Origin of the sequence: Bacteroides sp. 1001136B_160425_E2, from assembly GCF_015559655.1 — a bacterium.
Lineage (GTDB): Bacteria > Bacteroidota > Bacteroidia > Bacteroidales > Bacteroidaceae > Bacteroides > Bacteroides luhongzhouii.
In genome coordinates, this window is record NZ_JADMQH010000012.1 from 54239 (window position 1) to 79280 (window position 25042).

The following is a 25042-nucleotide window of genomic DNA, read 5'->3' on the forward strand; positions in this document are numbered from 1 at the left end:
TTTATTCAATTATTTGATTCTTTGAATGGCACAATAGGCAACCGGAAGAACAAACAGCGTCAGAGCTGAAGCCACCAACAGACCTCCCATAATTGTAGCCGCCATACCGCCGAACATTGCGTCGAACAACAACGGCAACATACCCAGAATGGTAGTGCCGGACGCCATCGCTACCGGAATAATACGGCTCGTTGTAGCACTGACAACAGCATCCAACGGCTTTTTACCCGTTTTTGTCTCCAGATCAATCTGTTCTACCAGTACAATCGCATTTTTGATATTCATCCCAATCAATCCGAGCAAACCAAGGATGGAGAAGAAGTCGAACGACTTGCCTAGCAACACCAATCCCAAAACGATACCGATAAAAATAAGCGGTAACATCAACAAGATCACTGTCGGCTTACGATACGTCCTGAACAAGAACAACAGAGTGACGAACATCAGGAAGAACGTCAAAGGTAAATTCTTGGCCAACGCCTCGTTCGACTCCACCTGACTTTCCTGTTCCCCGAAATACTTCATCGTATATCCCTCCGGCACTTTAATCTCTTTCTGCACCAGTGGCCAAACCTCATTGAAAGCAGCAATCGCGTTCACTCCGCGACGCGGATCGCATTGCGCCATCATCACCATTTGCCGGTTGTAATCCTTCACATTCGAGAAACGATATTGGAAATCAAATTCCGATACCACCTGTTCCAGACTGGTCGTTTCATTCCCCGTGCCGAACACGGGCAACGTGCGCAGGTCATTGATGTAGAACGAATCCACCGTGTTGTCCTTCAATAAGATAGGAAGCACCTGGTCTCCCTGACGGTACTCGCCAAGTGTCATGCCTGTGGTTCCGATCTGGATGCTTTGTGCCATTCCCTGACGCGATACCCCTAACGGTTGCGCCCGTTCGGGACTATATACAGGCTTCCATACAGGAATTTTATTTCCCCACGAATTACGCACATTGATTAAATTCGGATTCCGGTGCATAATCTCCAAAGCCTGGTTGGTGAGCGCCACGAGCGTGTCCACATTCGGACCGATAAACCCGATTTCGATAGCGGCATCCACCGCAGGCGACAGTTTAAACAGACTGGTGCGGGTAATTGCATTCGGATAATTCGCCTTCATGTACGCGTCGAAATCTTCCTCATACTCTTTCGTATATTTACTGTCTGTCAATTCAATCAATATATTGGCAAAATTCGGTTTCGGACCCACCGAAGTAGAAGCGAGGTAATACCTTAGCGGCGTGCTGCCGAAGGTGATCGACACTTTCTTCACTTCCGGCTGTTTTGCCAGATGCTCTTCCACGGATTTCATCTCTTTCACTACATCGTTGATGCTATACCCGTCAGGGTAGAACACGTCTGCCCGGAAATAAGGCTTGTCGAGAGAAGGGAAGAAGTTTTGCGGCATCGTTCCCATGATAACCAGCGAAGCAACAAAAAGCACTACCATCGAACCTAGTGTCAATGTTTTCCTGCGAATCAGTGTGCGGAGGATGGAGGCGAATTTGTGATAGAACGGTTTGTCATACGGGTCTTTCGCGCCGTCCTTTGCTTTCGCTTTCAGGATGAAATTACCAAAAACAGTGGTCTGCGTCAGCGCGAGCACCCAGCTCAATCCCAGCGAGATGGCGAGCACCACAAAAAGCGGTTTCACGATTTCCGCCACGGCAGAAGGAGCAAGGTAGAGCGGGAGGAACGAACAGATAGCGATGAACGTAGCCCCAAGCAATCCCCATTGCGGACCGGTTGCGCCGTCTATCAGCGCTTTCCGCCGGTCTACTCCGCGGGCGATGGCAATCTGTGCGTTGTCCGTCACCACGATGGCGTTATCCACCAGCATACCCATGGCGATGATAAATCCCGCCAATGAAGTACGGTTCAGTCCGACACCGAAGAAAGACATGATAAGCAGTGTGCCGCCAATAGAGAAAATCAGTGACGAGCCGATCAGCACACCTGCGCGCAACCCCATCACCAACATGATAATCACAATTACAATCAGAATCGATTCGATCAGATTGATGATAAATCCGTTGTTGGCTTCGTTGGCAATTTCGTTCTCCAGATACAGGCTTTGCAGTTCCAGTCCCACAGGCATCAGTGGCAGCAATTCGTCCAGTTTGGCTTTCACGTTCTTGCCCGTCTGCACCACGTCCCGTTGCGGGTCGGTGGAGACACCGATGCCGATGGCACGTTTGCCGTTCACGTGCATGATATTGGATGGAGGGTCCATATACCCTTTTTCGATGACGGCGATATCACCCAGTTTCACCTGTCCGGCTTTGGTGGTAATCACCTGGTTGCGGATATCGTCTACGGTGGTATACATACCGTTGGCAGTCACCCGGAGCTGTTGTTCGCCGGCACGGATTTCTCCGGTATTGATAATCTGGTTCTGCGATTGCAACAGACTGGCAAGCTGTTTCGGGTCGATGCCCATACCTACGAGCTTATTGGTGGAAATAAAAATATTGACCACCTCCGTCTGCGTCCCGAACAGGGCGACTTTCATCACTCCGTCCGCCGTCACTACCTGCGTCTTGATACGTTCCGCCCAGTTGCGCATCTCTTCGTATGTGTAACCGTCGTCTGCCGTCAGACCGTAATAGATGCCGAACACGTCGCCGAAATCATCGGAAACCGTCGGCGCGGAAGCACCGCTCGGCAACTGTGGCTGTATATTAAGCACCTTCCGTCGCAACTCATCCCACTTCTGCGGAATGGAGCTTGCCGGCAAGGAAGGTTGCAACTCGAATGTGATTTTTGAGAGCCCGTACATAGATTCTGATTTAATCTTGTACACACCGCTCATACTTTGGATCTCGCGAGAGATAGGCTCGGTAATCAACCGCTCCACTTCTGCCGGTTCGGCACCCGGATAGCGGGTCATAATAACCGCCGACTTGATGACGAAAGGAGCATCCTCTTTCTTGCCCAGCTTGCCGAAAGAAGTGATTCCTCCAATCAGCAGCACAGCGAGAAAGAAATAGATGATTTTCGTATTATCTAATGAATATCTGGCTAAACTCATAATAAATGATCGTTGATAGTTGATGAATGACAGCGGATAAATGATAGTTAATCATTTATCACCTATCACCTGTCAACAGTTGTAATAGATTCTCCTTCTACTAGTTGGTGTACGCCTGCTATGACGATTTTTTCACCGGGTTTCAAACCTTCCGAGATGAGCGCCTGTGCTTCTCCTGTCGGGGCGTTGACGGTCACTTCCCGTTTGTGGACTTTGTTGTCTTCTACCACCCAGACATACATTTTATTCCCTTCGCTTTCGCCGAATACGGCACTCAGCGGTACAATCGTCCAGCTATCCTGCACCAACGGACCTATATCTGCCGTGAAACGAATGCCACACGTGAAACCGGGTTTCACAGCATACAGATCGCGGTCGAATGACGGATCGTCAATCGTGATGCTGACTGGAATCCCTGTGCCATCCGTAGAAATATCAAGATATTCCTCCAGCTTCGCTTGAAACACGTGTCCTTTAAATGTGTCGAACTCTACAAGGAAACGCGGGTCTTTGGCGCGCAATAAATAAAGATACGCATCCGGAATGGTGAATTTGATACGCAGATTGTGCGTATTGACAAGCTGAACGATACCCTCACCGGAATTGACACGCTGATAGTTTTCCACCAGCCGTTTTTCGATAGAACCGTCGAAAGGAGCTGTCAGCTTGGTGTCGCGCATATTGTTGGCAGACAGTTCGTATTCAGACTTCGCCTTCTGGAAGTTGGCGAGGCTGATTTCATATTCCTGTACGGAGATCGCTTGCCGGGAGAGGAGCCGTTTGTTACGTTCCACTTGTGCCGAAGCCGTTTCGTATGCCGATTTCGTAGCGGCATATTGCAATGCGATATCTCTGGGGTCGATAGCTGCGATGAGTTGTCCTTTTTTCACTTTCTGTCCTTCGATGACAGGAAGCTGGATGATTTGTCCGTTGACCCGGAAAGCCAGCTTCACATATTCCACCGCTTCCACGATTCCCGAGAAATCTTTTCTGATAATCGATCTTGACTCGACAATCGTAGTCTTTACGGGACGGGCAGTTGTCGTTGTCGTTTCTTTTTTCTGTCCGCAGCCGGCCAGCAAGATTGCAGCCGCCAGGACGAATCCAAATTTCTTTTTCATATACCACGTTGATGTTTAGAGGTTTTGCGTTGATAAATAGCGAATAATATACTAAAACAACTCCCGTTTATTTATGTTCAACATTCCTATCTTTTTCATATTCTGTCTCTTAACTTTTATATGGAACACAAAAAACGGGAACTTTACGAGTTCACCACAGGGGACACAGAGTTCTTCTTTCTTTTTCCGTAAGTAAAACAGAGCGATAAATACGATTACTCTGTGTTACTTTATAGTGAATAAGAAATAGTAAACCTTTGTGTCCTCCTTGTCCTCTGTGGTGAAATATAAATTCCTATTTAACAAAGAAGTGTGTAGAAATAAACTAAAATCGCACTATTTGCTCATTTCAGTGCAAGAATGAATAAACTATGCTCTAGTTAATTATACCTCGCTACTATGCTACTTTTATTTTTTCTTCTTGCCTATATTATTTCTTTGATTGCCTAATGAGTTTTCGTTTGACAACTGTCAAGCGATAGTTCAACTTAAGTTAAGCGTTCGTTCGACAACTGTCAAACGAAAACTCATTAGGCTATGAAATACATATTAATAGGGAAGCAATTACCTAAAAGTAACGAATGAAATCATTAGTGGCAATGGATTCAAAACCGTGCAAGAATGTGCCAATATGCTAATTGTTTACGCTGTGTCCGACATGGTAATTGGTACACTGATAATTATTCACTATTGGAACTTTTTGCGTAGTCTTTTTATCCAACTGTCGCTACGTATAACATTATTATTCTCTCCAATCGCTTTTTTCAAATCCCGGATTCGTTCGTTTTGTCTCTTCATTGCTGCCTGTATTTCGTTTATCAACGTATTTATTTCCTTCTGCAGCTGAATTTCCTTTTCTTTCAATTGAATAATGTGGGCGTATTTCTCGCAGACCATTGTTTTATCTATACACAGTTGTTCCAGCGTATCAATATATTCTGCTGTAATACCGGCTTTACTTCGGCGAAAGAGTTCCAGAATACATTCTTCGTCAACGTTCGGAACATTGTCTATGTATAACATAGGGAATTGTCCCATTTCCACCCAAAGCAGGATCGCTTCTTTTTCGATGTGATACTTAATCACTGCTTTTTCTACACTAATCCATTTTGGCATATTGCTTTTGTTTTAATGTGTTATAAGAAAAAGGAGTAAATAACGTATTGTCCGGAGAGGTGCAACGAACACCCACGATTTTTGTGATTTCGGTCGGCTGGGGAATTGGTTGGGGTATAAGGATTGTTGAAACCGACCGGATACAATAAAAGCGTGAGTGCTGTTGTACCATTATCTAAATCGAGGTCTTAGCATACCGTGCACCAGATAATGATAAACAACAGACACCCACGCCAAACGTTTATATATAACAAATCTCTAATCGATATGTTGATATACGATCATCTACGTGGAGTATCTGTTGTATCATTTCCCGGTACATGAAATTTGCTAAGTTTCGATTTGGGAAACAATACGTTATTTACTCCATTAAGGAATAAAAACCGCCTTTGCCTGTTTCATCACGCTGATGGGCAGAAAGCGTATGACAAAGATATATGTTTTTTTCGGAATAGGATGGAAAAGAGGAAATAAATGCAGGAAATATGGTATGAGAATAGAGAGTATGGTATAAAGATGGTAAATATGCTATACGGGTGGCAAATATAATGTGATGATAAAAAGGAGGGAGCCAAAAGTAAAACCATCTCCAAGATTGATATTATTTAAGTACGGATTACACGGGTTTCACGGTTTTAGTCTAATGGAACCGTGAAATCCGTGTAATCCGTGCCTAAATGAAAGCCATAAAAGTCTTTTGACTTCGCATTGTCTTTCCGTGCAATTCTTTTTTTAGCTGCGATTTCTTTTAGGCTTTCCGGAGAAGATAGTCAGTTCAAGAATTGCAAAGATGATTTCCGTTGTGGTATATCCGGTAAATGTATATTCCAAATTTTCATTTTCGGAGAAGTATTTGAGATAAACGGTTGGAGTGCCATTGTGGAAGTCGAGAAAAAGGTAAGAAGTATAATCATAGATGCCAAGATCGGCAAACTCGTTCAGAATCGCTGTGTTGAAAATCGTGCATTGGCCTGTCTTTGATTCATTTCCGGACATTTCGAATCTGCGATGTTCTTTTGCGAGATCGTCTTTATTCACATGCCTGAATTGTTCTTGCAGTTCTTTACTGAAAGAAAGGCGTTGTCTGATGAAATTAAAAACTTCTTCCTTTGTCATTTGTTTTAAATCGGTTATTTCCATTTTTTATTAATTAGTCGGGTAAAGGTACTTTCTTTATTTGGTAATAAATCGGATTTAGTCATATTTCTTTTATTTATTTTTCGGCTTGTAACCCTAAAAGAATCTGAATTTATGGATTTATTTAGGGTTATAACCCTAAAAACTTTCCGAAAATAGTATATCTTTGTGCTTATAACCCTAAAAACTTTTGAATATGATTAATCGTGAACAGTATATGGAACAAATCGTTCCTTTTATAGATAAGCCGTTTGTAAAAGTGATAACGGGTATTCGTCGCAGTGGAAAGTCGGTAGTGCTGCGTCTGATTCGTGACGAACTGTTGAGGAGAGGAGTTCGTGAAGAACGTATCATCTATCTGAATTTTGAAAGTTTTCAGTGGATAGATCTGAAAGAGGCGAAGGCTTTGTATGCTTATATTCGGGGGCAGGCAGGAGATGCGGGTAAATATTATATTCTCTTGGATGAAATTCAGGAAGTGGACGGTTGGGAAAAAGTGGTCAACTCACTTCTGGTAGATTTGGATACGGATATTTATGTGACCGGCTCCAACTCACGTATGTTATCGTCCGAACTGGCAACTTATTTAACGGGACGGTATGTCGCTTTCCATGTCATGACCTTGTCTTTTAGAGAATATCTGACTTTCCATGACTTGCAGGCCAATGATCCGACGCTCAACCGGAAGGAGGAATTTCAGAAATATCTCCGCATGGGAGGATTTCCGGCCATACATACTGCCGATTATGGATATGAGGCCATCTATAAAATTGTCTACGACATCTATTCTTCTGTTATTCTTCGTGACACGGTGCAGCGTCACAATATCCGGAATGTGGAATTGCTCGAACGGGTAGTGAAGTTTGTTTTCGATAATATAGGCAATAAGCTGAACGCTAAAAATATAGCTGATTACTTCAAAAGTCAGCAACGGAAGGTGGATATGAATACCATCTATAATTATCTGAATGCATTGGAAAGTGCTTTTATCATTCAACGTATTCCCCGATATGATATTAAAGGAAAGGAAATTCTGCAGACGAATGAAAAGTATTTTGTAAGTGACCTTTCTTTGATTTATTCCGTGATGGGCTATCGTGACCGGTTGATTGCAGGTATGTTGGAGAATCTGGTCTGTCTGGAGTTGAAAAGAAGGGGGTATGAAGTGTATGTAGGCAAACAGGATGATAAAGAAGTGGATTTTGTAGCCATCCGTCGGGAAGAAAAGATTTATGTGCAAGTAACGTATCAGTTAGCTTCACAGGCCACTGTTGAGAGGGAGTTTGCTCCTTTGCTCGCCATTAACGACCATTATCCTAAATATGTAGTTAGCATGGACAGCTTGTGGCAGGATAATGTGGAGGGTGTCAGGCATCGTCATATAGCCGATTTCCTGTTGGATGATGCTTGACGCTAAGGAATATAGAAAACGAAAAAGAGGAAATTCTCTGCGAGAATCTCCTCTTTTTTCATCTTTCACGAAAGATCGAATTATTTCTTCTTACGGTCACCGTAACGGCTCATGAACTTGTCAACACGACCTGCAGTATCTACCAATGTAGATTTACCTGTATAGAACGGGTGAGAAGTGTTTGAGATTTCAATCTTCAGCAACGGATAAGTTTCACCTTCGAATTCGATGGTTTCTTTAGTTGCTACAGTTGACTTAGACAAAAACATGTCACCATTTGACATATCTTTAAATACTACCGGACGGTATGATTCTGGATGAAGGCCTTTTTTCATTTCAGTATCTGTTTTTTTAATTTATATTCTGTTACTATTTTGGTAAGAAATAGTGTAATGGTCATTTTCAGTGCGCAAAGATAATGCTTTTCTGTGAAATAGAAAAAGGTTTTCTAAAATTTCTGATTTCTAATTTATGATTTCTGATTTGCTATGCAGATTTTGGTGATTAAATGAATGAAAAATGAGGTATAAATAAGGTATAAATAAGGAGATATAAATCCGAAGGCATAAATCAGAATTCAGAAATCATAAATCCCAAAGTTTGCAAGGTAGACATTACAATCTAATGTCACACTCGTATTCCTGCTAAATTTTGCAGTCTGATTTAAACCTTTTTCTACTATATTTTTCTTTCCGATGTTCGTTATTCGATGGATAATGCTTACTTTTGCGTAGAATTTTTATTCACTAACAATAAACTTTAAACAAAATGGTAAATTACAAAGATTTAGGATTGGTAAACACAAGAGAAATGTTTGCTAAGGCTATCAAAGGTGGATATGCTATCCCAGCATTCAACTTCAACAATATGGAACAAATGCAGGCTATCATCAAGGCTGCTGTTGAAACTAAATCTCCTGTGATTCTTCAGGTTTCTAAAGGTGCTCGTCAGTATGCTAACGCTACTTTGTTGCGTTACATGGCACAGGGTGCTGTAGAATATGCTAAAGAATTAGGCTGCGCACATCCGGAAATCGTTCTTCACCTTGACCACGGAGATACATTCGAAACTTGTAAATCTTGTATTGATTCAGGTTTCTCTTCAGTGATGATCGACGGTTCTCACCTTCCTTACGAAGAAAACGTAGCATTGACTAAGAAAGTTGTTGAATACGCTCACCAGTTTGACGTAACTGTAGAAGGTGAACTTGGCGTATTGGCTGGTGTAGAAGATGAAGTTTCTGCTGACCACCACACATATACTGACCCTGAAGAAGTAATCGACTTCGCTACTCGCACTGGTTGCGACTCTTTGGCAATCTCAATCGGTACTTCTCACGGTGCTTATAAATTTACTCCGGAACAATGCCACATCGACCCGGTTACAGGCGTAATGGTTCCTCCTCCATTGGCATTCGAAGTATTGGACGCTGTAATGGAAAAACTTCCGGGATTCCCTATCGTTCTTCACGGTTCATCTTCTGTTCCACAGGAAGAAGTGGCAACTATCAACCAATACGGTGGTGCACTGAAAGCTGCTATCGGTATTCCGGAAGAATGGTTGCGTAAGGCTGCTAAGTCTGCTGTTTGCAAAATCAATATCGACTCTGACTCACGTCTGGCTATGACTGCAGCTATCCGTAAGACTTTCGCTGAAAAACCAGCTGAATTCGACCCACGTAAGTATCTTGGTCCGGCTCGTGACAACATGGAAAAACTGTACAAGCACAAAATTATCAACGTGCTCGGTTCTGACAACAAATTGGCACAGTAATCTTCGGGTTATTCCATAAATAAAAGAAAGGCTGCTACCGGTTGACGGTGGCAGCCTTTTTTGTCTCTTTACAGTTCTATCCGCAACAAAACGCAATACGATATATACGGAATAGCAAATGCAATATTTTTAAATCGACAAGTTCTTACAATAAAAAATCACCTTTACTATAATGATATACAGTAAAGGTGATTTTATACTTGTCTTATATCTTACATCAGGAATCCGAGCAGGATACCGGCAGCAACAGCTGAACCGATCACTCCGGCAACGTTCGGACCCATAGCGTGCATCAACAGGTAGTTGGTCGAATCATATTCCAAACCAATCACTTGCGAGATACGTGCAGAGTCAGGAACAGCAGAAACCCCTGCGTTACCGATTAACGGATTAATCTTATTACCCTTCTTCAAGAAGATATTGAAGATCTTAACGAAGATGACACCGGAGGCAGTTGCAATAACAAATGACAATGCACCGAGAGCAAAGATTTTGATGGAATCGAGCGTCAGGAATTCGGAAGCTTGTGTAGAAGCACCTACTGTCAGTCCCAACAGAATAGTGATAGTATCAATCAACGGACCACTGGCAGTATTAGCCAAACGACGGGTTACACCACTTTCTTTCAATAGGTTGCCGAAGAACAGCATACCCAGCAAAGGTAGACCGGAAGGAACCAGGAAGCAAGTCAGCAACAAACCGATGATCGGGAAGATCACTTTCTCCGTGTGAGAAACGGCACGCGGCGGTTTCATGCGGATGATACGTTCGTTCTTGGTGGTGAGCAGACGCATGATAGGCGGCTGTATCACCGGAACCAACGCCATATAGGAGTAGGCGGACACTGCAATGGCTCCCATCAGGTTAGGTGCTAGCTTGGAAGAAAGGAAGATAGCTGTCGGGCCGTCCGCTCCACCAATGATACCGATAGCACCGGCTTGCATCGGGTCGAAACCCATTTCCAGCGCGATCATATATGCACCGAAGATACCGAACTGTGCAGCTGCACCGATCAACATCAATTTCGGATTAGAGATAAGTGCCGAGAAGTCCGTCATGGCGCCGATGCCCAAAAAGATGAGCGGCGGATACCAGCCGGAGGTCACTCCCTGATACAATATATTCAATACAGAACCTTCTTCATAAATACCGACCTTCAGTCCGGCATCCATATTAAAAGGTATATTACCAATCAATATACCGAAACCGATAGGAATCAGCAGCATTGGTTCGAACTCTTTGGCTATTGCCAAATAGATGAATACCAAGCCAACGAGAATCATGACTACATGCCCTACCGTAGCATTGGCAAAGCCTGTGTATGTCCAGAAGTCGGCGAGGTTATTTCCTAAAAAGTTTATAAAATCTCCCATATTATTCAATAATTACGAGGTCATTACCTTCAAGAACAGAGTCTCCCTTGTTGACGTTGATGGCAGTAATCTTACCGTCTTTATCCGCATTGATATTGTTTTCCATCTTCATGGCTTCCAATATGATAATGGTCTGTCCTTTCTTTACAGTATCGCCTACATTCACTTTGATGTCGAGGATCACACCCGGCAGCGGAGATTTCACTCCTGATTTTCCGGTAGATGGAGCGGTCGGTTTCACTACTTGAGTAGGAGCAGTAGGAGCATTAGGCATCGGGCGTACTGTCACAGGTTTTGCAACAGGCTTCGGCTGTTTCTCCATTTCCACTTTATAGTGTGTACCGTTCACTTCTACATGAGCGATGTTGTCTTCAATATTTCCGATGGTTACTTTATATGAGTTACCGTTGATTTTATATTTATATTCTTTCATCGTTTTTACTTTTTAAAAGGTGACTTACTTTCTGGGAGGAGTTTCACGCAAAGTGTAAATCTTCGAACTCCATGGTGAGTAGCTGCGTTTTACGCGAGTGATGGTCAGCACCGTTTCTTCTACGTCGTGCACTTCATCTTGCATTTCGTGCAATGCCATAGAAATAGCGGCGTATACTTCGCCCGGAGCCTGTGACAGTTCCTTAGCTTCATGTTTGTCGATGCCTTTAGATTTCATAGCGTTGCGCTTGCTCAAATTAACGGCTACTTTTCCTACAATCTTGAAAGCAATAAAGAGAAGAATCAATCCGCAGAATACTACGCTCATGGCAGAAATGGACATTCCAACGCCATCAGCATCGTGTTCTTCAAACTTTTCCATCTTGGAATTGCTGTCAAGAGTCTTGTTGTTGGTGCTCGGAGTCACGTATTTGTCACCGCTTCCACTTTTTACTTCCCATTCAGCTGCCCCGTCGCTTACACGAGCGTATGATTGGTTGGGACCGAGAGCGCCTGCGGGCACTACAATCTGGTCGAGCAACTTCTTGCCGGAGTCGAACAGACCCACCCAGTTAGCTGTTTCCGGATTCAGCTTGAAGCTGGTATGGAAAGTACCACGGTTAGGTTCGCCATCTGCCCAGAATAGTGCATGTTGGCGTGGTTTCACTAAGGTAAGTATATCACCTTTCGGGATAAAATAAGTAACTGTATCGCCCGGTTGGCTGCTTACTTTCAGCAAGCAAGCTGCCAGGTCGGCGCTACCGAATGATTTATTGAATATTTCAATCCATGCGCTGTGCAATCCGTAATCGTCCTGAAAATTACTCTGATTGTCTATCAGGATTTCGTTTAGCACCAGCTTATTGTTCGACTTTTGCTCTCCACAAGAAGTCAGACCAATCAGCAACAGCAAAGAAAGGAATATTCCGATTTTGGTTTTGTTCATAATCGTTCTTGTTTTAATGTGAAAAGTAGGATTACAACGGAATATTACCATGCTTCTTAGCTGGATTGCTCAATTTCTTAGTCTGCAATTGCTGTAAAGCACGGATTACACGGAAACGTGTGTTGCGTGGTTCAATCACATCGTCGATGTAGCCATATTTAGCTGCATTGTAAGGATTGGCAAACAGTTTCGTGTATTCTGCTTCTTTCTCTGCAAGGAATTGAGCAGGGTTTTCCTGATCTTTGGCTTCGCGTGCGTACAATACTTCTACTGCTCCTGCGCCACCCATTACTGCGATTTCGGCAGTAGGCCATGCGTAGTTCATGTCACCGCGAAGTTGCTTACAGCTCATCACGATGTGAGAACCACCGTAAGACTTACGCAATGTGATAGTAACCTTAGGCACAGTAGCTTCACCGTAAGCATACAACAGTTTGGCACCATGAAGGATAACGCCATTGTATTCCTGACCTGTTCCCGGAAGGAAGCCCGGTACGTCTACCAACGATACGATAGGAATATTGAATGCATCGCAGAAACGAACGAAGCGTGCACCTTTACGAGATGCGTTGCTGTCGAGCACACCAGCCAGATACTTAGGCTGATTAGCAACGATACCTACCGATTGTCCGTTGAAGCGGGCGAAACCGATGATGATATTCTTTGCATAATCTTTCTGGATTTCAAGGAATTCACCGTTGTCCACAATAGCACCGATGACTTCGTACATATCATACGGTTTAGTAGGGCTGTCGGGGATAATATCGTTCAAAGAATCTTCCAGACGGTCGATTGGGTCTGTGCAATCTACATAAGGAGCTTCTTCAAGGTTGTTTTGAGGAATATAGCTCAACAGTTTGCGAATCAGTTCGAAACCTTCTTCTTCTGTTTGGGCGGTGAAATGAGTCACGCCCGATTTGGTGGAGTGAACGCTTGCGCCACCGAGGTTTTCCTGGCTAACGTCTTCACCTGTTACGGTCTTCACAACTTTCGGTCCGGTGAGGAACATATAGGAAGTGCCTTCCATCATCAGCGTGAAGTCGGTCAGAGCCGGAGAATAAACAGCACCACCGGCACAAGGACCGAAGATACCGGAAATCTGCGGAATAACACCCGAAGCAAGGATGTTGCGTTGGAAGATTTCTGCATAACCGGCCAAAGCGTTGATACCTTCCTGAATACGTGCACCACCCGAGTCGTTGATACCGATACAAGGAGCACCCATCTTCATGGCCTGATCCATGATTTTACAAATTTTCAATGACATTGTTTCTGACAGTGAACCGGCAGAAACAGTGAAGTCCTGTGCGAACACATATACCAGACGTCCTTCGATTGTACCGCAGCCGGTCACTACACCGTCTCCCGGATAATGTTTTTTCTCCATACCGAAGTTCGTGCATCTGTGCTCAACGAACATGTCCATTTCTTCGAAGCTACCCTCGTCAAGCAGCATAGCCAGACGCTCGCGTGCTGTGTATTTCCCTTTTTCGTGTTGCTTCGCAATTGCTTTTTCACCGCCTCCGATACGTGCTACGGCACGGCGTTCAATAAGCTCTTTAATTTTTTCAAGTTGATTACTCATGAGTTCTTGTTGGTTTTAGAGTTTATGATTAATGTTCGCAGAGTTCTGTCAGCACGCCCAAAGTTGATTTCGGGTGAAGGAAAGCGATATTCAAACCTTCGGCACCTTTGCGGGGGGCTTTGTCAATAAGGCGGATTTCTTTGCCTTCTGCTTCTTCCAAAGCATTGGCTACGCCATCTTCTACAGCAAATGCAACGTGGTGAACGCCTGCACCTTTGTTTTCAATGAATTTGGCAATAGTACTCTCCGGGCAAGTCGGCTCCAACAGTTCGATTTTTGTTTCGCCTACTTTTAAAAAAGCGGTTCTTACTTTCTGATCTTCCACTGTTTCAATGTTGTAACACTTCAGACCTAATACATTTTCGTAGTAAGGAAGGGCTTCTTCAATGCTTTTTACAGCAATGCCCAGATGTTCAATGTGTGAAATCTTCATAACTATACTTTTTTTATTTGGTTTTAAATCTGTGCTTATAAGGCATAAAACAGCACAAAGAAAGACAATTCTTACCTAATAAAGAAATATTTCTGCATTTAATTATTGGATTATTAAACAGAAAAAATGGTAGGAAAGGAACATGAAGAGTCGTTTTGCAATCTTGAGATTACATTTAGACATAAAATTTGACTAAGAGTTTGTTCAGCCAATTCCAATTGACACGAAACCAACGGCGGGTACTGCTCTGCTTTCCGCCGAAGCGGAGAACGAAATCACGATAACCGTGTTTACGGAACGGAAGTCCTACATCCATAAATTCCATATGGTGGAATCCCCGCTGGCGCGCGTCTTCCAATGCTTTCCAAACGGCCAGTATCCCCGGATATTGAAGTGCATAGGTCTTTCTCATTCCTCCCGAAAACCAAAGGTACGCATCGTCTCCCGAGTAGATACAAACGGAACCGCCAATGATTTTCTCTTTGTATTTTACTACGAATATTTTTGCCTGTTGTCCTTTGATTAACATGTTGTTCATGTGGCGGAAAAAGTCGTTGGCAGGGAAATATCTGCGTATGCGGGAGGAGTAAACCTTATGCAGCATCCGTGAGAAATTGTGTATCTCTTCCACGGTATGTGCTTCCTCTACTTTGGCTCCATTCTTGAGCCCTTTTTTTATCTGCCGGATACGCGACGGGCTGAACCGGTCTTCCGTCTTTTTCATACTGTGCAGTGAATTGTGTACCCGCAACCAGTTGACAGGGAAATAATCGTTGGCACGGAAAACCCGATAACCGAACATCGAATTGTTGAGGTTTCGGAACTCGATCAAGACACAGCTGCGCGATGCTTCTTGTGTGAGATGTTCGAGCATATCGCCAAAGACTTCTTCTGCCTTTTCTTTGTTGGCCGAAAGCGATTCATCCAGAAATTCTCCTTCGCTATATACCACGCAATGTTTCACTAAAGAGGAGGGGAGCCACTTCTTCGCTTTGCGAATGGCGGCAAGCAGGCGTGCCACAGGTCTGCCGTCTTCTGTTGCCACTATTAATAAAGGAGTATACCCTGGAGTTGCTTCATAAATCTGAAATAACTCTTTGGAATGGAAGGTGTTTTTTCCCGGCAATTCAGGAATGTCCTTCCCATGATAATATGTTGTTAGTTTAAGTGGCATCTAGGTACAAATTTACACTTTTTATTCTTTATTCAACAACAAAACAAAGAATTTGTTGGAGTTGCTTGAAGTAAAGTATAATATATCTTTGCGTATTTAATGGAAAAATGTATTTTATAGGAGAAATATGGTATGAAAAGTGAGTACGTATTAAAATCAGGTTCGTCTTAAATTAAGATTATAATCAAATAGTTTTTGCAAAACAACGAGAATTAATATTAACTTTAAATTAGAACGAATGAGATGTAATGCATTTGTTGAAGCATGGAAGAATCATCATAGACGCGCTTCCATGATTTTAGGGTTGTCTTTATTGGCTGCCCCTCTGTCATACGCTGTTTATGCGGAAGATGGAGTTTCTAATACTATGGTGCAAGTTGTCACACAAACGAAAACTGTGAAAGGAACTATCATTGATGAAAGCGGGGAGCCGCTGATTGGAGTTTCTATCGTTGTGAAAGGAACAAGTACAGGTACGATTACTGATTTTAACGGTAACTTCTCTATTGATCTTCCGGCGGGAAGAAAAGAACTGGTCATTTCTTATATCGGTTACAAAGGACAGACGGTGACTGTGACGGGCAACGGACCGGTCAATGTGAAAATGATTTCGGATACGCAGGCATTGGATGAAGTGGTTGTTATTGGCTACGGTGCAGTGAAGAAACGTGATTTAACAGGAGCGGTTGCTTCTGTGAAATCGGAAGACATTACGATGAATCCGGGTACAAATCCGATGGAAGCATTGCAGGGAAAAGTAGCGGGATTGGATATTACGAGAGAATCGGGCCAAGCGGGTTCAGGAGTGAAAATGCAATTGCGCGGTAACCGTTCATTGACGGCAAGTGGTAATCCTATGTTTATTATTGACGGGATGCCGGGTGACTATGCGACACTGAATCCGAATGATATTGAATCTATTGAAGTGTTGAAAGATGCTTCTTCTACGGCTGTCTATGGTTCTTCCGGTGCCAATGGTGTTGTAATCATTACTACCAAAGGTGGAAAAGAAGGAAAATTGACTGCCAATTTTAATGCCTTTTTTGGTATAAACAGCTGGTCTACAATGCCGGAAGTCCGCCAAGGAGAAACCTACATGGAGGGTTTGCGTACAGCCCATAAAAATGCGGGTACTTATGTGGATGATGCCAATATGTTTACTAACCCTGCTTATTATGAAGCTTATCAAAACGGGAAATACATTGACTGGGTAGATGAATTGTTGCATACGGGGACTGTTCAGAATTATAGTTTGTCGGTTTCAGGAGGTACAAAAAATACAAAGGCTTATATGTCTATGAATTTTTCGGATGAAAACGGACAATACAACGATGATAATTATAAATTGTATTCAACAAATATTCGCATTGATCACACAATCAATAAATGGTTTACTACAGGAATTAGTATCCAGGCATCTTATGTGCATCAGAATAAGCCTTTTGCAAAGATTCAAGATGGTATGACGGCTATTCCTTACGGTGAAATCTATGACGAGAATGGCAATGTTAATCCTTATCCGATTGAAGGGGATGCCAGCTATTTGAATCTTTTGATGAATAATAAAAGTAATTGGAGAAACCAATCCCAGAATACAAAACTGTATGTGAATCCTTATATTAAAATAACTCCGATTAAAGGATTGACATGGGAGTCACGCGTGAATGGGACGTTGACTTATTCCCGTTCGAATAGTTTCCAGGGAGATGGCTCGTACAACTTTTACAAAGCGGGAGGAAATGTAGAGACAGATACGAATGCCAAGATTACTCAAAACAGATCATATAATTATAAGTGGGAAAATATCGTAACTTACAACTTTAATATTGCTAAGATACATGAATTTACGCTTACTGGTGTGTCTACCTGGAATCATAACCAGACGGATAACACGGAAATGACAGGAACAGGTATTGCTAACAACAAATATTTGTGGGAAGGATTGGAAAAAGCTGCCGTTCAGAAGAACTCGTCCAGTTATACCATGTCTAAAGGAGTCGGATTAGTAGGACGTATCAACTACTCTCTATTGGGTAGGTATTTGCTTTCTGCTTCTATTCGTCGGGATGGTTCTTCACGTTTGGCTAAAGATCATAAATGGTCTAATTTCCCGGCTGTTTCATTGGGATGGCGTATTTCTGACGAGAAGTTTATGGAAAGTACAAGAAACTGGTTGGATAATTTAAAAATTCGTGTGGGTTACGGTATTTCTGGTACGGCCAGTATTGATCCTTATTCTTCCTCTTCTTCTCTGGAGTCCGGATGGTTGACGTTAGGTGGTGAAAAAACGCAGATTTATAATCTCACTAAAATAATAGCTAATCCGGAACTGACATGGGAACGTTCAAAGAACACCAATATCGGTATTGATGCTTCTTTCCTGAATAATCGTATCAATGTGACATTGGATATGTATAAGACTAAGACGGAAGGTGTGATATGGAAAAAATCATTACCTGTAGTGAACGGTTCCTATAGTTCTAAAGAGCAATATCTGACCAATATAAACTTGTGTGAGACTAAAAATAAAGGTCTTGAGTTTGCTTTGAATACCCGCAACATTGAAACTAAAAATTTTCAATGGACATCGGCTCTGACTTTTGCATATAATAAGGAAGAGATTACGAAACTGACCGGAACTGCTAATGATAAAGTAATCAATGGCGATTATACTTATGCGGTAGGTAGTGCAATCAACTCTTTTTATCACTACAAACTGGATGGTATCTGGCAGAAAGGTGAAGAAGCTGATGCTGCTGTGTTTGGACTGAAACCGGGATCTATAAAGATCAATGTGCCTGATATGGTGCGGCATACGGATACGGACGGTAGTGTCTACTATACGAAAGTGAATGCTGACGGACAGGAAATCCGTTATGATGCTTCTAATACATATTCTGTGTCTGCTGATGATTATCAAGTATTGGGACATAACTCTCCGGATTGGACAATGGGTTTCCAGAATACTTTGACATATAAAGATTTTGATTTAAGTATTTATATGTATATGCGTTGGGGACAGATGATTAAATATTCTGTATTAACGGATTATGACCCGACAGGGTTGAACAACTATCCTACTTATTTTAATGTATGGTCTGAAACAAATCCTTCGAACGATTTTCCTGCTATGGATGCTTCTATCAAGGATAAGTTGAGCTATTATCCGGGCTTTGCAGCGTTGTCGTATGTAGATGGATCATTCTTTAAAATAAAGAATATAACATTGGGATATACTATGCCTGATAAATTGGCTAAAAAACTGGGATTGGGCAAGCTCCGTGTGTATGGAACGATTACTAATCCATTCGTTATTGCAAAAAGTCATTTGTTGAAGGATTATGATCCGGAAATGAATGGTGGTTTGAACTATCCATTGACAAAACAGTTGGTCTTTGGTCTTAATCTTTCATTTTAATTCTCTAAACTGATAAATAATGAAGAAATTAGTATATAATGTGGCCTTAGCATTGTGTGCGATGGTTACTATCAATTCATGTTCATTGGATGAATATAATCCAATGGAAGTTACCGGCGAAGAAACGTTGGCTACGTTTGACGGGTGGTACGGAATGCAAACCCAGTGTTATAATCCTATTTATAGTCAGTTGTATACTGTGACAGACTTTTTATCTGTTGCAGAGGCTGGTACGGATACGTGGTTGACGGCAAATAATAATGATAACTCAAAAGAACTTTTTTACTATGAATCTCTGACGCCGAGTAAAGATAAGGCATGGGATAAATTATTTATGCAGGCGTATACTGCTTTGGGGATATGTAATACGGTTATAAACCGTGCGGAAAGTGTAGAAGGAAATGCGGATGATATTCGTGTGCTAACAGCCGAAGCTCGTTGTTTGCGTGGCTTTTATCATCTGATATTGACTACTTACTTTGGTCCGATCACTCTTTGCATGAATGAAGCGGGAAATAATATTGTGTTGGAACCTAAACGGAATACATTGTCGGAAATTTATTCATACATTATTGATGATTTGAAGTATGCTGCGGATAATCTGAATACAACTCCTTACGGTAATAATCGTGCCCGTGTTTCAAGAAAATCGGCTATGGGACTTTTGGCTCGTGCCTACATACAAGGAGCCGGTCAGGGATTGAACGAGAATGGTGTTTCTTACTGGCAAAGAGCGGCAGATGTTGCGGAAAGCTTTATTGCGGATACAGAAGCCGGCGGAGGTACTTACGGAGGTTATCTTTATAATGATATATCAGATATGTGGGCTGATGGCAACAACCGTACTAATAAAGAAGCGCTTTTTGTTGCAGCAGGTTGTGATGCCGGTGATGATGACGCATGGGATTATTCGAATGCGGGATATAATAAATTGTTTACGTATACTTACTGGAATCAGACGAACCTGTCGGATATTAGTAAGATTACATCTGACAAACAGAACTATTTTTATGGACGTACCAACAATGGCAACTGCGCACCATCTAAATATTTGTTGGACTGCTTTGAACCAACTTGGGATAAACGTTGGGAGAATTCATTCCAGACTGCTTTCGGGGCATTTTCTATGGCAAAAGTGGCATGGATTCCATATACTAAGAATATAGTGACTTTGACTAGCGATTTATGTCAGAAGTATGGTATTGATGCTTCTCATGTGGGTGAAAAAATTTATCCCTATGTTGATTGTGATGGCAAAACGATGTCTCATGGAGGAAATCAGTATACAGCATCTGTGTGGCCCAAAGGGGTGACTACAGGGGATGTATCAACATTGATGACTCCTAAAAAAGTATATGTAATAGATTATCCATTGCCTGCGGATGATAATCGTTTCTTTCTTTATTTGTCCAAAGAACCTTTGTCAGCGGAAGACAAGAAAGATCGTGTTTATGCATGTGTGAATATCGATGATTTGTTTGATACAAATGGCAATTACGTAAAAACACAGAACGATATGCCTAGCGATTATGATCGTACTTCAAAAGTATATGCAACATATCCATGTCTGAATAAGTTTATCTGGAGTTATGAAGGGGTATATTATGGAAGTAACTTGCAAATTCGTAATGGTGATATTTTTGTGATGCGTATGGCAGAAGTTTATTTGATTGCTGCCGAGGCCGAACAGCATTTAGGTAACGGTACAAAAGCTGCAGGATATTTGAATACGCTTCGTGCCCGTGCAGCTCGCACCGGAGCTTCGGAGTCGTCTTACAAGCTGACTACTGTCACCGAAGAAGATATCTACGACGAATATGCACGTGAACTTTGTGGAGAACATTCACGTTGGGCATTGTTGCAGCGTCATCAAGCATTCTCAACTCGTTTGGCGAAATATAACAAACGTGCTGCTTCTAGCTTCAAATCTTATAATATATGGCGTCCTATATCACAAACATTCCTTCAACAGATTGATAATGCTGAAGAATATGGAGATAATGGATACGGTACAACAGCTAAGTCTGGTCTGGATGGATTTTTACAATAGCAATACAGATTAAATTTTAATTAAAGAGGGGATATGTCGTGATGATATGTCCCTTTTTTTATATCTTTGTGTAATCGAACAGAACTTTTAAAAAGCGGAACTATGTTAGAAGAAATTTTAGCTTACAACAAGCAATTTGTTGAGAACAAGGGATACGAATCGTATATTACCAATAAATATCCCGATAAGAAAATAGCTATTCTTTCCTGTATGGACACCCGACTGACTGCTTTGCTTCCAGCCGCACTAGGAATTAAGAATGGCGATGTGAAAATGATAAAAAATGCAGGTGGTGTTATTTCCCATCCTTTCGGTAGCGTAATACGTAGTTTACTCGTTGCTATTTTTGAACTGGGTGTGGAGGAAATAATGGTGATTGCTCATTCTGATTGTGGAGCTTGCCACATGCACAGTGAAGAAATGCTCGAAAAAATGAAAGCACGCGGAATCAATCCGGATTATATTGACATGATGCGCTTCTGCGGAGTTGACTTTCATTCGTGGCTGGATGGTTTCGAAGATACGGAAAAGTCGGTGAGAGGAACAGTCGATTTTATCGTGCGCCATCCTTTGATCCCTTCAGATGTGACAGTCTACGGGTTTATTATTGATTCTACGACCGGGGAATTAACTCGGATTGTATAGATAATTAGATAGATAGGTAAATAGATAACCTTCTTTTTTAACCTCCTAAATATAGTGACACTATCCTATCATGATAGTGACGCCATTTCTATTGCATAGTGTCGCTATGTCTGGGGGATAGTGACGCCATTTTGAAGACAAAAAAATAAGGCAGCTTTTTATCGGCTGCCTTTATCTTTCTGCGGTTATATACTTTCTTTGACTGGTGCACTCGTTTGTGACAAATAGGGTGCCCGTACATCTCGATTTCTGCCTCACGGCTAGCTTTACGATTCGCTTTAATGTAATCGTCTTGTGTAATTCGCTTTTTCATAATGAAATTATTTATCTGTGCAAAGATACAATATATTCTTCATTTAGTGGAGTATTTGGCGCTCTTTTCATGTCATAGATTCCCTTCTGACAATAGAAATGAAAAAGATACTTTTATTTCCTATTACGCTCGGTTTGCATTATCTTTGCATACATTAATCAAATGAGACCAAAAAATAATATGGAAAATTTCAGTGAATTAATAAAGAACCGTCGTAGTATGCGGAAGTTCACCGATGAAGAGTTGACACAAGATCAGGTAGTTACGTTGATGAAAGCAGCTTTGATGTCTCCTTCTTCCAAACGTAGTAATAGTTGGCAGTTTGTAGTGATTGATGATAAAGAGGTATTGAAAGAATTGTCTCATTGCAAGGAACAGGCTTCTTCATTCATTGCCGACGCAGCTTTAGCAATTGTGGTAATGGCCGATCCGTTGGCCAGTGATGTTTGGATTGAAGATGCTTCTATTGCTTCCATCATGATACAGTTGCAGGCTGAAGATTTGGGTTTGGGAAGCTGCTGGGTGCAGGTTCGCGAACGTTTCACTGCTACCGGAATGCCTTCCGATGAATTTGTTCATGGAATCCTGGATATTCCTTTGCAACTTCAAATTCTTTCCGTTATTGCTATCGGACATAAAGGGATGGAACGTAAACCTTTCAACGAAGAACATCTTCAATGGGAGAAAATTCACATAAATAAATTCGGAGGAAAATAAATATGGGAGCTGCTAAAGCGAGTAACAGCAAAGATACTTATTTGGCTACTGCTGTTACCTTTATCGTTATCGGAGCACTTTATCTGATTGATAAACTGATTCATTTCTCTACTGTTGGACTACCTTGGGTGATGAATAAGGACAATATGTTATTGTATGCTTCGATCTGTTTTCTTATTTTTAAACGTGACAAATCAATTGGTTTTGTGTTGCTTGGTCTTTGGCTGGTGATGAATATCAGTCTGGTAATATCATTGCTGGGTTCGTTATCCGGGTATCTGTTGCCATTGACTCTGCTCATTGTCGGAATCATTTTATTCTGGTTTGCAAAACGGTAAAGAAATAATGAAGAGAAGTATAGAAGATACACCGATTGTGTTTATCGGTGCAGGCAACCTGGCTACTAATCTGGCGAAAGCTCTCTATCATAAAGGATTCCGCATTGTGCAGGTATATAGCCGGACAATGGAATCTGCCCGTACTTTAGCCGAGAAAGTGGAAGCTGAATATACCACAGATTTGCAGGAAATTTCCAAAGATGCCAAATTGTATATCGTATCTTTGAAAGATGCCGCTTTGGTAGATTTGTTGCCGCAGATAACAGAAGGGAAACAGAATTCATTGTTGGTGCATACAGCGGGAAGTATCCCGATGAGTATCTGGGAAGGGCATGCAGAACGGTATGGGGTATTTTATCCGATGCAGACATTCAGCAAACAACGTGAAGTCAATTTTCAGGAAGTACCTTTCTTTGTTGAAGCGAAACGACCGGAAGATGTAGAGTTCTTGAAAGCTGTTGCTGCCGCTCTTTCGGAGAAAGTTTACGAAGCTTCTTCCGAGCAGCGTAAAAGCCTTCATTTGGCAGCTGTTTTTATCTGTAACTTCACAAATCACATGTATGCATTAGCTGCTGATTTGCTTGAAAGGTATAACTTGCCTTTTGATGTCATGCTTCCGCTGATAGACGAAACAGCACGTAAAGTGCACGAACTGGCACCGCATGATGCACAGACCGGACCCGCTGTCCGTTATGATGAGAATGTGATTAGCAATCATCTTGCCATGTTGGTAGATTCTCCGGCATTGCAGGAAATATATAAATTAATGAGCAAAAGTATCCATGAGCACCATCAACTATGATTTATCTCGTATCAAGGCTTTAGCTTTTGACGTAGACGGAGTATTGAGTTCGACAACTGTACCTCTGCATCCTTCCGGAGAACCGATGCGTACCGTGAATATCAAAGATGGGTACGCTATCCAGTTGGCTGTGAAAAAGGGACTTCACATAGCCATCATCACCGGTGGTCGTACAGAAGCAGTGCGTATCCGTTTTGAAGGACTGGGAGTGAAGGATCTGTATATGGGATCTGCCGTCAAGATACACGATTATCGTGATTTTCGTGATAAATATGGATTAACCGATGATGAAATTCTTTATATGGGAGATGATGTTCCTGATATTGAAGTGATGCGTGAATGCGGACTTCCATGTTGTCCGAAAGATGCCGTGCCGGAAGTGAAATCCGTAGCAAAGTATATTTCTTATGCAGACGGCGGACGTGGTTGCGGGCGTGATGTAGTGGAGCAGGTATTGAAAGCTCATGGTCTATGGATGGCAGAAGATGCTTTCGGCTGGTGAGATCAACTGGTAACATCAATAAAAAGTATTTTCAATCATAAATAGTAAATCGTCAAATTGTAAATAAAATAATGCTTGATAACTTAAAGAAATATCAGATTATATTAGCCTCCAATTCTCCCCGTCGGAAAGAACTGATGTCAGGCTTGGGAGTAGATTATGTAGTCAGAACATTGCCGGATGTAGACGAGTCATATCCGGATACATTGGTTGGTGCTGAAATACCCGAATATATTGCTCGTGAAAAGGCGGATGCCTATCGTACCATGATGGAGCCGGGAGAATTATTGATTACAGCAGATACCATAGTCTGGCTGGATGGAAAAGTACTTGGAAAACCGGAGGGCAGGGAAGGAGCCATTGAAATGCTTCGTGCTCTTTCGGGAAATTCTCATCAGGTTTTCACAGGTGTTTGCCTGGCTACCACCGAATGGCAAAAAAGCTTTACTGCTTCCTCCGAAGTATTGTTTGATGTCTTGTCAGAAGATGAAATCCTGTATTATGTCGATCGCTATCTGCCGATGGATAAGGCAGGAGCCTATGGCGTTCAGGAATGGATCGGGTATATCGGGGTGAAATCAATTTCAGGTAGCTTCTATAATATTATGGGACTTCCCATACAGAAGTTGTATGGAGAGTTGAAAAAGTTATAGTAGGGCTCGTGAATCTATCTGACTATCTCATCTCTACTCAACCCAATAATATGAGAAGGCTGCC

At 42.1% G+C, this 25042-nt stretch carries 22 protein-coding genes; 10 read left to right on the top strand and 12 right to left on the bottom strand.

Translation table 11 applies throughout. The features are described from left to right. Positions 1 to 9: 9 nt before the first annotated feature. From I2I04_RS13375 to I2I04_RS13390, 4 genes are all read right to left on the bottom strand, one after another. Positions 10 to 3039 (bottom strand): efflux RND transporter permease subunit, encoded by a 3030-nt coding sequence (locus tag I2I04_RS13375; protein WP_195655236.1) that lies wholly within the window; start codon positions 3037 to 3039, stop codon positions 10 to 12. A gap of 65 nt (positions 3040 to 3104) precedes the next feature. Next, the gene (locus I2I04_RS13380; RefSeq protein WP_143259392.1) at positions 3105 to 4160 is read right to left on the bottom strand and encodes an efflux RND transporter periplasmic adaptor subunit; all 1056 of its coding nucleotides are present in this window, start codon (positions 4158 to 4160) and stop codon (positions 3105 to 3107) included. Positions 4161 to 4847: 687 nt separating this feature from the next. Next, positions 4848 to 5276 (bottom strand): hypothetical protein, encoded by a 429-nt coding sequence (locus I2I04_RS13385; protein WP_008774791.1) that lies wholly within the window; start codon positions 5274 to 5276, stop codon positions 4848 to 4850. Positions 5277 to 6008: 732 nt separating this feature from the next. After that, on the bottom strand, positions 6009 to 6416 hold the full coding sequence (locus tag I2I04_RS13390; RefSeq protein ID WP_004304410.1) for a hypothetical protein: 408 nt from the start codon (positions 6414 to 6416) through the stop codon (positions 6009 to 6011). A gap of 193 nt (positions 6417 to 6609) precedes the next feature. Between I2I04_RS13390 and I2I04_RS13395 the strand changes: the two genes are divergently transcribed. Continuing rightward, complete coding sequence (locus I2I04_RS13395; RefSeq protein WP_004300908.1) at positions 6610 to 7824, top strand: ATP-binding protein; 1215 nt, start codon at positions 6610 to 6612, stop codon at positions 7822 to 7824. Positions 7825 to 7904: 80 nt separating this feature from the next. Here the strand turns inward: I2I04_RS13395 and I2I04_RS13400 are convergent, their stop codons facing one another. Then, positions 7905 to 8159, bottom strand: coding sequence for a type B 50S ribosomal protein L31 (locus I2I04_RS13400; RefSeq protein WP_005678397.1), 255 nt, complete (start codon positions 8157 to 8159; stop codon positions 7905 to 7907). Between the two features lie 433 nt (positions 8160 to 8592). Between I2I04_RS13400 and I2I04_RS13405 the strand changes: the two genes are divergently transcribed. Beyond that, positions 8593 to 9597, top strand: a complete 1005-nt coding sequence (locus I2I04_RS13405; RefSeq protein ID WP_008648889.1) for a class II fructose-bisphosphate aldolase — start codon at positions 8593 to 8595, stop codon at positions 9595 to 9597. A 212-nt stretch (positions 9598 to 9809) separates the two neighbouring features. On the opposite strand, the gene I2I04_RS13410 is transcribed toward I2I04_RS13405, so the two are convergent. The 6 genes from I2I04_RS13410 to I2I04_RS13435 form a co-directional block, all read right to left on the bottom strand. Then, positions 9810 to 10970: a sodium ion-translocating decarboxylase subunit beta gene (locus tag I2I04_RS13410; protein ID WP_143259393.1), complete on the bottom strand. Its 1161-nt coding sequence runs from the start codon at positions 10968 to 10970 to the stop codon at positions 9810 to 9812. A 1-nt stretch (position 10971) separates the two neighbouring features. Further along, a complete protein-coding gene (locus I2I04_RS13415) occupies positions 10972 to 11403 on the bottom strand; it encodes an acetyl-CoA carboxylase biotin carboxyl carrier protein (protein WP_195655237.1) in 432 nt (143 codons plus the stop codon). Positions 11404 to 11427: 24 nt separating this feature from the next. Then, the gene (locus tag I2I04_RS13420) at positions 11428 to 12348 is read right to left on the bottom strand and encodes an OadG family transporter subunit (protein ID WP_004314216.1); all 921 of its coding nucleotides are present in this window, start codon (positions 12346 to 12348) and stop codon (positions 11428 to 11430) included. 31 nt (positions 12349 to 12379) lie between these two features. Beyond that, positions 12380 to 13933 carry an acyl-CoA carboxylase subunit beta gene (locus I2I04_RS13425; protein WP_004300890.1) on the bottom strand — a complete coding sequence of 518 codons (1554 nt, stop codon included), beginning with the start codon at positions 13931 to 13933 and terminating at the stop codon, positions 12380 to 12382. A gap of 28 nt (positions 13934 to 13961) precedes the next feature. Continuing rightward, a complete protein-coding gene (mce, locus tag I2I04_RS13430; protein ID WP_143259395.1) occupies positions 13962 to 14366 on the bottom strand; it encodes a methylmalonyl-CoA epimerase in 405 nt (134 codons plus the stop codon). A 175-nt stretch (positions 14367 to 14541) separates the two neighbouring features. After that, entirely contained in the window at positions 14542 to 15540 is a 999-nt protein-coding gene (locus I2I04_RS13435; RefSeq protein ID WP_195655238.1) for a GNAT family N-acetyltransferase, read from the bottom strand. A gap of 238 nt (positions 15541 to 15778) precedes the next feature. Here I2I04_RS13435 and I2I04_RS13440 point away from each other — a divergent pair, with 238 nt between their 5' ends. The 3 genes from I2I04_RS13440 (at position 15779) to I2I04_RS13450 (ending at position 21653) form a co-directional block, all read left to right on the top strand. Then, complete coding sequence (locus I2I04_RS13440; RefSeq protein WP_143259397.1) at positions 15779 to 18958, top strand: SusC/RagA family TonB-linked outer membrane protein; 3180 nt, start codon at positions 15779 to 15781, stop codon at positions 18956 to 18958. Positions 18959 to 18977: 19 nt separating this feature from the next. Next, positions 18978 to 21008: a RagB/SusD family nutrient uptake outer membrane protein gene (locus I2I04_RS13445; protein ID WP_195655239.1), complete on the top strand. Its 2031-nt coding sequence runs from the start codon at positions 18978 to 18980 to the stop codon at positions 21006 to 21008. A gap of 102 nt (positions 21009 to 21110) precedes the next feature. Further along, complete coding sequence (locus tag I2I04_RS13450) at positions 21111 to 21653, top strand: beta-class carbonic anhydrase (RefSeq protein WP_004321516.1); 543 nt, start codon at positions 21111 to 21113, stop codon at positions 21651 to 21653. Positions 21654 to 21741: 88 nt separating this feature from the next. Here I2I04_RS13450 and I2I04_RS13455 read toward each other — a convergent pair whose 3' ends face one another. Next, the gene (locus I2I04_RS13455) at positions 21742 to 21966 is read right to left on the bottom strand and encodes a hypothetical protein (RefSeq protein ID WP_143259399.1); all 225 of its coding nucleotides are present in this window, start codon (positions 21964 to 21966) and stop codon (positions 21742 to 21744) included. Positions 21967 to 22146: 180 nt separating this feature from the next. On the opposite strand from I2I04_RS13455, the gene I2I04_RS13460 reads away from it, so the two are divergent. The 5 genes from I2I04_RS13460 (at position 22147) to I2I04_RS13480 (ending at position 24978) form a co-directional block, all read left to right on the top strand. Then, positions 22147 to 22683, top strand: a complete 537-nt coding sequence (locus tag I2I04_RS13460) for a nitroreductase family protein (RefSeq protein ID WP_004321512.1) — start codon at positions 22147 to 22149, stop codon at positions 22681 to 22683. Positions 22684 to 22685: 2 nt separating this feature from the next. Next, positions 22686 to 23021 carry a hypothetical protein gene (locus tag I2I04_RS13465; protein ID WP_143259400.1) on the top strand — a complete coding sequence of 112 codons (336 nt, stop codon included), beginning with the start codon at positions 22686 to 22688 and terminating at the stop codon, positions 23019 to 23021. Positions 23022 to 23028: 7 nt separating this feature from the next. Then, entirely contained in the window at positions 23029 to 23823 is a 795-nt protein-coding gene (locus tag I2I04_RS13470) for a Rossmann-like and DUF2520 domain-containing protein (protein ID WP_143259401.1), read from the top strand. Next, a complete protein-coding gene (locus I2I04_RS13475; protein ID WP_008026011.1) occupies positions 23804 to 24325 on the top strand; it encodes a KdsC family phosphatase in 522 nt (173 codons plus the stop codon). The genes I2I04_RS13470 and I2I04_RS13475 overlap by 20 nt, the downstream gene beginning before the upstream one ends. 71 nt (positions 24326 to 24396) lie before the next feature. After that, a complete protein-coding gene (locus tag I2I04_RS13480; RefSeq protein WP_195655240.1) occupies positions 24397 to 24978 on the top strand; it encodes a Maf-like protein in 582 nt (193 codons plus the stop codon). Positions 24979 to 25042: the final 64 nt, after the last annotated feature.

Excerpts from the sequence above, each read along its gene's own strand:
- I2I04_RS13450 (WP_004321516.1), top strand. The coding sequence starts at position 21,111 with ATGTTAGAAGAAATTTTAGCTTACAACAAGCAATTTGTTGAGAACAAG.
- I2I04_RS13380 (WP_143259392.1), bottom strand. The coding sequence starts at position 4,160 with ATGAAAAAGAAATTTGGATTCGTCCTGGCGGCTGCAATCTTGCTGGCC.
- I2I04_RS13480 (WP_195655240.1), top strand. The coding sequence starts at position 24,397 with ATGCTTGATAACTTAAAGAAATATCAGATTATATTAGCCTCCAATTCT.
- I2I04_RS13445 (WP_195655239.1), top strand. The coding sequence starts at position 18,978 with ATGAAGAAATTAGTATATAATGTGGCCTTAGCATTGTGTGCGATGGTT.
- mce (WP_143259395.1), bottom strand. The coding sequence starts at position 14,366 with ATGAAGATTTCACACATTGAACATCTGGGCATTGCTGTAAAAAGCATT.
- I2I04_RS13420 (WP_004314216.1), bottom strand. The coding sequence starts at position 12,348 with ATGAACAAAACCAAAATCGGAATATTCCTTTCTTTGCTGTTGCTGATT.
- I2I04_RS13385 (WP_008774791.1), bottom strand. The coding sequence starts at position 5,276 with ATGCCAAAATGGATTAGTGTAGAAAAAGCAGTGATTAAGTATCACATC.
- I2I04_RS13460 (WP_004321512.1), top strand. The coding sequence starts at position 22,147 with ATGGAAAATTTCAGTGAATTAATAAAGAACCGTCGTAGTATGCGGAAG.
- I2I04_RS13410 (WP_143259393.1), bottom strand. The coding sequence starts at position 10,970 with ATGGGAGATTTTATAAACTTTTTAGGAAATAACCTCGCCGACTTCTGG.
- I2I04_RS13405 (WP_008648889.1), top strand. The coding sequence starts at position 8,593 with ATGGTAAATTACAAAGATTTAGGATTGGTAAACACAAGAGAAATGTTT.
- I2I04_RS13425 (WP_004300890.1), bottom strand. The coding sequence starts at position 13,933 with ATGAGTAATCAACTTGAAAAAATTAAAGAGCTTATTGAACGCCGTGCC.
- I2I04_RS13435 (WP_195655238.1), bottom strand. The coding sequence starts at position 15,540 with ATGCCACTTAAACTAACAACATATTATCATGGGAAGGACATTCCTGAA.
- I2I04_RS13415 (WP_195655237.1), bottom strand. The coding sequence starts at position 11,403 with ATGAAAGAATATAAATATAAAATCAACGGTAACTCATATAAAGTAACC.
- I2I04_RS13390 (WP_004304410.1), bottom strand. The coding sequence starts at position 6,416 with ATGGAAATAACCGATTTAAAACAAATGACAAAGGAAGAAGTTTTTAAT.
- I2I04_RS13465 (WP_143259400.1), top strand. The coding sequence starts at position 22,686 with ATGGGAGCTGCTAAAGCGAGTAACAGCAAAGATACTTATTTGGCTACT.
- I2I04_RS13440 (WP_143259397.1), top strand. The coding sequence starts at position 15,779 with ATGAGATGTAATGCATTTGTTGAAGCATGGAAGAATCATCATAGACGC.
- I2I04_RS13455 (WP_143259399.1), bottom strand. The coding sequence starts at position 21,966 with ATGAAAAAGCGAATTACACAAGACGATTACATTAAAGCGAATCGTAAA.
- I2I04_RS13395 (WP_004300908.1), top strand. The coding sequence starts at position 6,610 with ATGATTAATCGTGAACAGTATATGGAACAAATCGTTCCTTTTATAGAT.
- I2I04_RS13475 (WP_008026011.1), top strand. The coding sequence starts at position 23,804 with ATGAGCACCATCAACTATGATTTATCTCGTATCAAGGCTTTAGCTTTT.
- I2I04_RS13375 (WP_195655236.1), bottom strand. The coding sequence starts at position 3,039 with ATGAGTTTAGCCAGATATTCATTAGATAATACGAAAATCATCTATTTC.
- I2I04_RS13470 (WP_143259401.1), top strand. The coding sequence starts at position 23,029 with ATGAAGAGAAGTATAGAAGATACACCGATTGTGTTTATCGGTGCAGGC.
- I2I04_RS13400 (WP_005678397.1), bottom strand. The coding sequence starts at position 8,159 with ATGAAAAAAGGCCTTCATCCAGAATCATACCGTCCGGTAGTATTTAAA.